8 protein-coding genes and 1 pseudogene are annotated in these 9,259 nt (G+C 34.9%); 7 read left to right on the top strand and 2 right to left on the bottom strand.

Annotated elements, in window-relative coordinates:
• Positions 1 to 455: 455 nt before the first annotated feature.
• From AKG34_RS14330 to AKG34_RS14305, 6 genes are all read left to right on the top strand, one after another.
• Positions 456 to 851, top strand: a complete 396-nt coding sequence (locus AKG34_RS14330) for an SRPBCC domain-containing protein (protein WP_053346691.1) — start codon at positions 456 to 458, stop codon at positions 849 to 851.
• 186 nt (positions 852 to 1,037) lie between these two features.
• Positions 1,038 to 1,226 carry a hypothetical protein gene (locus tag AKG34_RS14325; RefSeq protein ID WP_053346690.1) on the top strand — a complete coding sequence of 63 codons (189 nt, stop codon included), beginning with the start codon at positions 1,038 to 1,040 and terminating at the stop codon, positions 1,224 to 1,226.
• 281 nt (positions 1,227 to 1,507) lie between these two features.
• Positions 1,508 to 1,990: a DUF2975 domain-containing protein gene (locus AKG34_RS14320; RefSeq protein WP_053346689.1), complete on the top strand. Its 483-nt coding sequence runs from the start codon at positions 1,508 to 1,510 to the stop codon at positions 1,988 to 1,990.
• Positions 1,991 to 2,000: 10 nt separating this feature from the next.
• Complete coding sequence (locus AKG34_RS14315; RefSeq protein WP_053346688.1) at positions 2,001 to 2,216, top strand: helix-turn-helix domain-containing protein; 216 nt, start codon at positions 2,001 to 2,003, stop codon at positions 2,214 to 2,216.
• Between the two features lie 102 nt (positions 2,217 to 2,318).
• The gene (locus AKG34_RS14310; protein WP_083450920.1) at positions 2,319 to 3,110 is read left to right on the top strand and encodes a DUF817 domain-containing protein; all 792 of its coding nucleotides are present in this window, start codon (positions 2,319 to 2,321) and stop codon (positions 3,108 to 3,110) included.
• Between the two features lie 504 nt (positions 3,111 to 3,614).
• On the top strand, positions 3,615 to 4,058 hold the full coding sequence (locus AKG34_RS14305) for a carboxymuconolactone decarboxylase family protein (RefSeq protein WP_053346686.1): 444 nt from the start codon (positions 3,615 to 3,617) through the stop codon (positions 4,056 to 4,058).
• Positions 4,059 to 4,706: 648 nt separating this feature from the next.
• Here AKG34_RS14305 and AKG34_RS14300 read toward each other — a convergent pair.
• Positions 4,707 to 5,969, bottom strand: coding sequence for a cation:dicarboxylate symporter family transporter (locus tag AKG34_RS14300; RefSeq protein WP_053346685.1), 1,263 nt, complete (start codon positions 5,967 to 5,969; stop codon positions 4,707 to 4,709).
• Between the two features lie 1,389 nt (positions 5,970 to 7,358).
• On the opposite strand from AKG34_RS14300, the gene AKG34_RS14295 reads away from it, so the two are divergent.
• Positions 7,359 to 8,765, top strand: coding sequence for a catalase (locus AKG34_RS14295; RefSeq protein ID WP_053346684.1), 1,407 nt, complete (start codon positions 7,359 to 7,361; stop codon positions 8,763 to 8,765).
• A gap of 189 nt (positions 8,766 to 8,954) precedes the next feature.
• Here AKG34_RS14295 and AKG34_RS14290 read toward each other — a convergent pair.
• Positions 8,955 to 9,259 (bottom strand): annotated as a pseudogene (locus tag AKG34_RS14290) (hypothetical protein); the annotation flags it as partial.

The raw sequence follows: 9,259 nt of genomic DNA, 5'->3' as shown, positions 1-9,259 counted from the left end.
TTTTTTTTTTAGGTTGAAGTTCTCCTAGCGTACAAAATACTGAATAAGATAAATTGGAAAAAGCAACTTTCGAAATGTTGCTTTTTTCAAATATAAATAGCTTTTGATAATACTGCCGGAATGCACTTATTAGGGGTTCTTGTGAAAATATTCCCTTAAACTATAGGGTACTTTAAGGGAGGTTGCTGCGGCAGCCTTTTTTGTATGGAACTAGAGAGGTAGTTTAGTTGAAGAAGCTTAATGTAAACGCACAGTTAATGACGTTTGCTTTCACAATATGACTGTATGGATATGTGCAGTACAGTCTCTCGGTTTTAACGTACTGCGAAGCAACTAGATGTACTATTTCAGCTAAAATTTCTCTTGAACTATCGGGCAGTTTAGTTAAATAAGTATTCCTTGAAAGATGTGTTAATATATAACAATTGATTGGATTAAATTAAAGGAGGATAGTTATGGGTAATACAGAAGATAAATGTTCTATTTTGATTGATAGGGATAAAGAAACTGATTGGAATGCTATTACTAATGAGGATAAGCTCTCGCAATGGTATGTTCCAGGTTCTCCTTGGAAAATCCCCAACCTGAATGTAGGGGAGAAAGTAACTTTTACATTAATGCCTAGTGTTCATAATAATCTAAAAGAGAAGCTTCTTATGTCCTTAACTATTTTAAATGTAAATACCTTTCAGGAGTTTTCTCTTTACTTGGATTCACAACAAATGCTTATGTCCTTTGTATTAGATGAGGAAAGCAATGGAACAAGAGTTACAATGAATTCGGGAGGCTTCGATCAGTCGTTAGCAAATTTGAAAGCCTTGATAGAGGGAAATGAAATACCTTACATTTAATAAAAATATTTGCTTTACTTCAATAATTGAGGTTGCTGAGGCACCCTTTTTCTTGTGGAACTAGAGGGGCAGGATAGTTCAATAAGAGAACCCAAATAATCACCAAAGACTGAATGGTGATTATTTGTTACAATCCCCTAAGTAGAGACGCTTGACTACTAACTAGCAGTTGTAAGAGGTGTATTCATGGGTACTTCAAGTCTTATATTCTTAGCAATTTATTGGGTTGGAATAATTATTTGGTCACTAAAAAATAAGGAAAAGGCTAAAAAAGAATTACTTCAAATAAAAAACAATTGGAAGACAGGAGTAATAGTATTTTTACTTGTTTTTTTCCCATTTTTAGTTGCGGCTCTTATGGCATTTGTACTTTAATTTATTGTACCTTATTAATCTAACAGGTGTTTTACTTCAATAACAGGTGGTTGCTCTTTTCCTATGGAACTAACGGGGCAGGTTAGTAGAACAAGTTATGAATTGAATAGTTTAAAGTTATAGAGCATTTCTTCGTAATGAGGAATGCTTTTTTATCTTTTTTTAAAATGAAAGGATATTTCGGTAACAATAATTATATAATAAAAAACAACAATGTTTTATTGTAAAACGATAAATTGCGTGTTAAATTAAATTGACAATAAATAAGTGAGGTGCTTTTTATGAAACGAGGAACAACACTCTTTTTAAAGATAGCTGTTATTCTTATTGGAATTCCAGTTCTTGCTTTGTGCATATTTTTGGTGCCTGAGATAGCAAAGTTTGCAGCAGAATTGTATCCGGATATGACTTATATCAAATATCTCGTATTAATCGATTTGTATGCATCGGCGATACCTTTTTACTTTGCTCTATATCAAGCTTTTAAACTTTTAAGCTATATTGACAAGAACAAAGCTTTCTCGGAATTATCAGTAAGAGCTTTAACAAAAATAAAATACTGTGCAATCACAATCAGTATCTTGTATGTGGTAGGCCTGCCACTCTTTTATCTCATAGCGGAGCTGGACGATGCCCCAGGTATCATATTAATCGGATTGGTCATAATTTTTGCTTCAATGGTGATTGCAGTCTTTGCTGCTGTTCTTCAAAGGCTTTTACAAGAAGCCATCGATATAAAATCAGAGAATGACTTAATAGTCTGAGGTGAATAACATGGCAATTATAATCAATATTGATGTGATGCTGGCTAAAAGGAAAATGAGTGTTACAGAACTTTCTGAGAGGGTTGGAATAACGATGGCTAACCTTTCTATATTGAAAAACGGCAAGGCAAAAGCTATTCGATTATCAACTTTAGAGGCGATTTGTAAGGCTTTAGAATGTCAGCCCGGAGATATTTTAGAATACCGAAATGATGAAGACACCTAAAATTAATAAAGTAGAAATATTTAACATTGGAAGGAAAAGAAAGATTTCATAAAAGGGGAGTTACTCATGAATTTAACCATTAAAAAAATGGAGGGACAAATCATGAGAGCACTAAAACAACTCGTTCATTTTGGTTGGGAGCAGGTCCTATCATGTTTGTTTCCTGCCGTTATTTTTGCCTCTTTGGCTTTTACAAAATTCATGCCGCTTCCCTTCTTGCCACGGTATGATTGGCTGCTCATCATCTGCCTTCTGATGCAGTGGTGGATGGTGCGTTCTGGGCTTGAAACACGGGATGAACTAAAGGTTATCACATTGTTCCACCTTATTGGTCTTGCTCTTGAACTTTTCAAGGTACATATGGGCTCCTGGTCTTATCCAGAGGAAGGATTTTTCAAAATTTTTGGAGTGCCTTTGTATAGCGGATTCATGTACGCAAGTGTAGCGAGTTATCTTTGCCAGGCGTGGAGAAGGTTAGAGGTTGAACTGGTTAAGTGGCCACCACTTTTGGTAGTTGTACCTCTTGCAGCTGCGATTTATTTGAATTTTTTCACCCACCATTATTGGATTGATGTTCGTTGGTGGTTGTCTGGACTGGTCATTATCGTCTTTTGGCGATCATGGGTCATATACGAGGTTGCTGGAACTCGTTATCGTATGCCAATCGCACTTTCTTTTGTGCTCATCGGATTTTTTATATGGATAGCCGAAAATATCGCAACGTTCTTTGCAGCTTGGGAATATCCAAACCAAACCGATGCATGGAGTCTCGTTCATCTAGGAAAGGTAAGTTCATGGCTCTTATTAGTGATTGTTAGCTTTCTTATAGTAGCGACGTTAAAGCAGGTTAAAGGGAAAAATTCCACTAGGATAGATACTAGTCAATTTTTATAACTGTTAAGAACCCTCTAAAAAAGTCGGATCCTTAGCATAGTAAGGAATTCTTTTTTTTTTAGGTTGAAGTTCTCCTAGCGTACAAAATACTGAATAAGATAAATTGGAAAAAGCAACTTTCGAAATGTTGCTTTTTTCAAATATAAATAGCTTTTGATAATACTGCCGGAATGCACTTATTAGGGGTTCTTGTGAAAATATTCCCTTAAACTATAGGGTACTTTAAGGGAGGTTGCTGCGGCAGCCTTTTTTGTATGGAACTAGAGAGGTAGTTTAGTTGAAGAAGCTTAATGTAAACGCACAGTTAATGACGTTTGCTTTCACAATATGACTGTATGGATATGTGCAGTACAGTCTCTCGGTTTTAACGTACTGCGAAGCAACTAGATGTACTATTTCAGCTAAAATTTCTCTTGATTATAAATATCTCTAAAGTAAAATATTGGTAAATCCGGTCGTCGGCAGGTATAATAAAATTATCTTAAAGCAAAGGGGTTGTACCTTATGAGTCAACGAGTCTCCTACAATGATGTTGCACCCGATGGTATGAAAATTATGATGGATATGGAGAAGTACACTAAAAACTCTTCTATTAATCGAACTACTAGAGAGTTGATCAAAATTAGAGCTTCTCAAATTAACGGTTGTGCCTTCTGCATCAATATGCATTCATCCGATGCTCGTAAGATGGGTGAAACTGAACAAAGAATTTATTGTTTAAATACCTGGGAAGAATGCGATTTTTATTCACCTGAAGAAAAAGCTGCTTTGGAACTTACTGAGCATATTACCTTGATACCAACAAAACGAGTTCCTGATGACTTATACAAGCGTGTCCGAGGACATTATGATGAGAAACAATATGTTGATCTAGTTCTTATTATTAATCAAATAAACAGTTGGAATAGAATCTCTATTGCAATGGGCAATACTGCAACTAAGAGTTAATTTTCTTAACGAACATCCTATGGTGTTCGTTTTTTCATTTATTTTGTTGCACAATTTGTGTCAACTCTACAATAGGTCTTATAGAACAAACGGATGCTTTATTCAACGAACTGGCGCGTTAGCTTAAGATCGGAGCTGTCTTTAAGGCAAGCTCTTTCTTTATGCAACTAAAGGGGTAGGTTAGCATTCCTGTAGATAGCTATTTTTTGATTTTGAAAAAAATAGAGCCCCTCAGTAAGATATGAGTGTAGATACCACTCTAACTCAAAACTTTAAGGAGGAAGCCCTTATATGAAGTTTAAAATGCAAGACAAACAAAATCACCTAATACTTAATGAGCAAGGCAAGTATTAGTCCAGTGAGGAAGAAACAATATCACACTCATCTCATCTATCTAAAGAAAAGGTTTCCTTTACGATAATACCTGTATTGAATTTTTTCATACGAGGTTAACGAAGGAAGTAAAGCCTTAAAAGAAAGTAAAGGTAATTGAACATCGGGCAATCTGGCATTTTCATTTTTAAGACTAATGACTGAGACAAAATGAAAGTCACTAAATTTGGAAGCAGCAAGGGATGATCTGACGTGCAGGGAAACAGAAAACTACACAAAAAAATCCAGAGTGACACACTACTCTGGATTTTAATATTAAGATACTTGTTCTAGATTTTTATTATTGGCAGGAGGGTGGAATTGACCTTCCCATTTAGAAATAACGATTGCTGCAAGTGCATTACCTACAACATTCACTGCCGTACGACCCATATCAAGAATACGGTCAATACCAGCAATAAATGCTAAGCCTTCAATTGGAATACCGACGGTGCCTAGTGTTGCCAAAAGGACGACGAAGGAGACACCTGGTACACCTGCAATTCCTTTAGATGTAATCATTAACACTAGCATTAAGGTAATTTGCTGCATGATGCTCAAATCAATTCCATACATTTGAGCAATGAAAATGGCTGCTAATGCTTGATATAACGTAGAACCATCAAGGTTGAAAGAGTAGCCTGTCGGAATTACGAATGATGCAATATGTTTTGGACATCCGGCCTTCTCCATTTTTTCCATGATTTTTGGGAGGACGGATTCCGAACTAGCTGTTGAAAATGCTAAAATTAACTCTTCTTTTAGAAGCTTAATCAATTTAAAAATACCAAACCCTACTACTCTAGCAATAATTCCAAGCACGACAAGTACAAAGAAAAGCATTGTTCCATATACTGAAAGCGCTAACTTACCTAAAGGAATTAATGACGCCAAACCGAATTTAGAGATAGTTACCCCTATTAGTGCAAATACACCGACTGGAGCGAATTTCATAATCAAGTTGGTTAAGTAGAACATCCCTTCTGCCGTACCTTGGAAGAATCGAAATACCGGTTTACCTTTTTCTCCAATTGCGGCAATACTAACGCCAAATAATACAGAGAAGAAAATAATGGCTAGCATATCGCCTTCTACCATCGCTTTAATCGGATTCGATGGTACGATGTGAACAATTGTATCTATAAAAGATTCATGCTGCTTAGTTTCTGCTGTATCTACATAACTGGATATATCTGTTTGTTCAAGCTGGTTCATGTTTATACCAGCGCCCGGCTGAAGTAAATTAGCGGAAACCAGACCAACAAGAATTGCTATTTGCGTTACTACCACAAAGTATAAAAGAGATTTGGCACCAATTTTACCTACTGATTTCAAATCGCCTACCCCTGCAACGGCAACAATCAGACTTGAAACAATAATTGGTACAACAATCATTTTAATCATGCGTAAGAACATATCTCCCAATGGTTGTAAATAGCCTTGGGCAGTCTCATTACCATAAAAAATGGCACCAACAATAATCCCTAGAATTAATCCAATGAATATTTGGCTAGCTAAACTTAATTTAATTTTCTTCATTTACTTTCCTCACATTCCATAAAGTCTTTGATGTAAAAACATTTTGTCTCGTAAGGGATACAAGGTATTAAATAGAAAGAAAGTGATTTTTATTTTTTAAAAATTCTGTCTTTATACCGAAAGAAAAGACACTTCGTTTGTCGATTCCTATTGGCGTGACTATTCATACATGTTCCCTTTAGAAGCTGACGAGGTTAACGCTGTCGGGTTAGGAATTGGAAACACAAATACCCTATTATCTCTGAATTCACCCCTAGCGGAAAACATCTGAAAAATGGTTTCCGGTTCTATTAATAAGATTAAGAGAACCAACTTATAATAAAAATATTAATCTATAAATATTTATTATAGGATTAAGGGACACGTCATCTTTCTCTACGATAATAAAAATTCATCCTCTTCAAATGATATTAAAACATGAGACATTTAAAATCTTTTTAAAATCGCAAGTTGGATATAAAGTTTGGTAATCTTTGAGATATGTGTGTGGTGTAAATCCCCATTTACGCTTCCTCTTTTACCAATTTCATCCTCCTTTTTATCTATGTAGTTCTATTCAGTGAATATAAAATACTTCCTTTCTTCCTTATTTTTAAGGGATGAATCAATAATGTAACATTAAAATGAAGCGCTTACAATAATTATTTAAAGAAAATTCGGGAATATAAGACTTTTTTCGACATTTTTCGATAATTTCCGTATTGTTCACCACCACCATTATTGTTCTCAATATAAACACTTAATTTTCTTTATATATCGGCTGATTCCTACATTTTTCAAGGTAAACTTGATTGATTTTCTGCCATAACAGTTCCCTTTTTTCATTTTTTTCTTCTATCAAGGGACATTTTAGTTTTAAAAGGAAATATTATGAAACTAATGGGGGGTTCTATTCGTAAAATATAGGAAAGGGTGTGTATATATTGATTTTTTCACGTACGTAATCACTTTAGGAATTCTCGCATTTATAACCGATTATGTTAAGGAAGATATGGCAACGTTATTCCCATCAAACACTGAAAATACAGTACAGATGTAAAGACACTATTATTTATTATTTCTGTTATTGGTTTATTTTGCTTACTTATGTTTTTTCAAACTAAGAAAAGTAATACTTTTTTATTGCACATGTAATTTCCCTTCGTCATTTTCATTTTTCCATAATTCCACCTATTCCAACAGGTCCACGGCATATGAGTTTTCTTTACCTAGCGGTATGTTCAAACACTGATTTAATTGGACTTTTTTGTATTGTCCTGAAAAAAGTTGATAACTTTAAAAAACTATATTTCTAATAAATGTTGAAAATAAAAGTAGAAGATACATATTCGAGGCTTAAAAATCATATTTAGTAACGATTGATGGAAAATGAATTTTGGAGGCCATGATATGAATGAAAAAGATTCTAAACAGAGGCAGGCTTTATCAGAAGAAGACTATAATGAAAGAAAAAAGTTATATAGAGACCTATCCAAATGGACTAATGATGAGTCAGCTAAACTTCATTCACAGACAGTCGGCTCTAGAGGACCTGTACTGGAACAAGATAGTGTACTCCACGAGTCATTACAAGAGTTTATTCATGAAAAAATATTAGAAAGACCGGTTCATGTGAAAGGATTTGGTGCATTTGGTTATTTTCAAACGATATATTCGATGTCCGAATACACAAAACTGAACTTTTTACAAAATCCTGATCATAAGGTACCTGTAATGGTTCGCTTTTCATTAGCTGTCAGTACGAAAGGAACACCTGATACTTCCAGAAATGTACGTGGTTTCGCTACAAAATTTTATACAGAAGAAGGTGTTTTTGACCTTTTATGTAATCATATCCCCGTCTTTTCTGTTCGTGATGCGATACGTTTCCCAGAATTTATTAAAGCATTCTTACCTTCACCCAAAAATAACTTAATTGACCCTGATAGTTTTTGGAGCTTTGTAGCAAGAGCACCCGAATCTATTCATTTTATTGTACGTCTCTACTCTGACGCAGGTACAGTAAAAAGTCTTCGTCACATACCAGGACATAGTGTGAATACATATGTTTGGAGAAATGCTCAAGGTATTAGAAAGTATGTTAAATACCATTGGTATCCATTTGAAGGTGTACAATACATTGGTCGCGAAGAAGCAAATAGACTAGCCGCTGAAAACCCTGATTATGCTGGTAAAGATCTATTCGATGCTATTGCGGGTGGTAAACCAGTGGAATATGGCTTATACGTTCAGCTCATGGATCCTGCAGATGAAGCCCATCTTTCTTATGATCCTTTAGACGATACAAAAGTATGGGATAAGAAAGAATATCCTCTTATACCAGTAGGGAAAATGGTATTAAGTAAAAATCCTGATAATTATATGGAACAAGTAGAAAAAGTCGCCTTCTCCCCTTCAAATTTACTTGACGGTGCAGAATTATCTGATGATAAAATACTGCAGGGCCGAGCCAATGTTTATAATGATTCTCAAAGAAGAAGAATTGGGCCTGAATTTCGTAAAGTACCAGTCAATCAACAGCAAGACTGGACAACGGCTAACCAAATTACAAGTGGTGATGGAAGATATGTTGAAGGGAAACTAGAAAGAACTTCTATAACAAAGCATGATGATTTTGTGCAGGCTGGTGAATTCTATATGAAGTTAACTCCTATAGAAAAAGAACATCTTGTAGAAAATTTAGCCAGCGACTTGATAGTCATATCCGATGATATTAGAAAGAAAGTTATGGAGTATTTAAATAAGGTATCATCTGACTTGGCAAAAAGAATTGAGATACAACTAAAAAAACAATAAAGATATAAAAATTAAAATTTACTAAGGCCAATGAACTAACTGGTGCTTTACTTCAATAAGAGAGTTGCTTTGGCAGCTCTTTTTTTGTATGAAAATATATTCGTGAAAGGCCATACAAAATAAGCATATTCTAATTTTTTGAAGGGCCTAAATGTGCCATGTCGTTATATTAACTGGTTATGCAGTTTGTTATTCAGATGGAGCGATTGTATAGCCTTTCTTTTTTAGGTATTCGATCATTTTTAATTCTTTGTTATTTTGTTTTTCTTCAAGGTAATTTGAACCTAGTTCATGATAGGGTTCTCCTGTTTTTAAGATGTTGTAAGCAATCGTTAATAGTAAATGAGCAGAAGCGATTCGTCCCTTCATTTTTCCCTGCCGTTTGGTAATCCTTTTTCGATGTGAAGCAATTCGATTATTTTGCCTTGATGTCGCTAGTACACACTCTACAGCCATCGTTTTCAAAGCTTTGTTACCTTGTGTGGTTTTACTCG

Source organism: Peribacillus butanolivorans, from assembly GCF_001273755.1.
In the GTDB taxonomy this organism is placed as follows: domain Bacteria; phylum Bacillota; class Bacilli; order Bacillales; family DSM-1321; genus Peribacillus; species Peribacillus butanolivorans.
Note: the sequence above shows the minus strand (reverse complement) of the source record. Positions and strands in the feature narration are given on the sequence as shown.

Coding starts and splice junctions, on each gene's coding strand:
- AKG34_RS14305 (WP_053346686.1), top strand. CDS start 3,615: ATGAGTCAACGAGTCTCCTACAATGATGTTGCACCCGATGGTATGAAA.
- AKG34_RS14320 (WP_053346689.1), top strand. CDS start 1,508: ATGAAACGAGGAACAACACTCTTTTTAAAGATAGCTGTTATTCTTATT.
- AKG34_RS14300 (WP_053346685.1), bottom strand. CDS start 5,969: ATGAAGAAAATTAAATTAAGTTTAGCTAGCCAAATATTCATTGGATTA.
- AKG34_RS14325 (WP_053346690.1), top strand. CDS start 1,038: ATGGGTACTTCAAGTCTTATATTCTTAGCAATTTATTGGGTTGGAATA.
- AKG34_RS14330 (WP_053346691.1), top strand. CDS start 456: ATGGGTAATACAGAAGATAAATGTTCTATTTTGATTGATAGGGATAAA.
- AKG34_RS14310 (WP_083450920.1), top strand. CDS start 2,319: ATGAGAGCACTAAAACAACTCGTTCATTTTGGTTGGGAGCAGGTCCTA.
- AKG34_RS14295 (WP_053346684.1), top strand. CDS start 7,359: ATGAATGAAAAAGATTCTAAACAGAGGCAGGCTTTATCAGAAGAAGAC.
- AKG34_RS14315 (WP_053346688.1), top strand. CDS start 2,001: ATGGCAATTATAATCAATATTGATGTGATGCTGGCTAAAAGGAAAATG.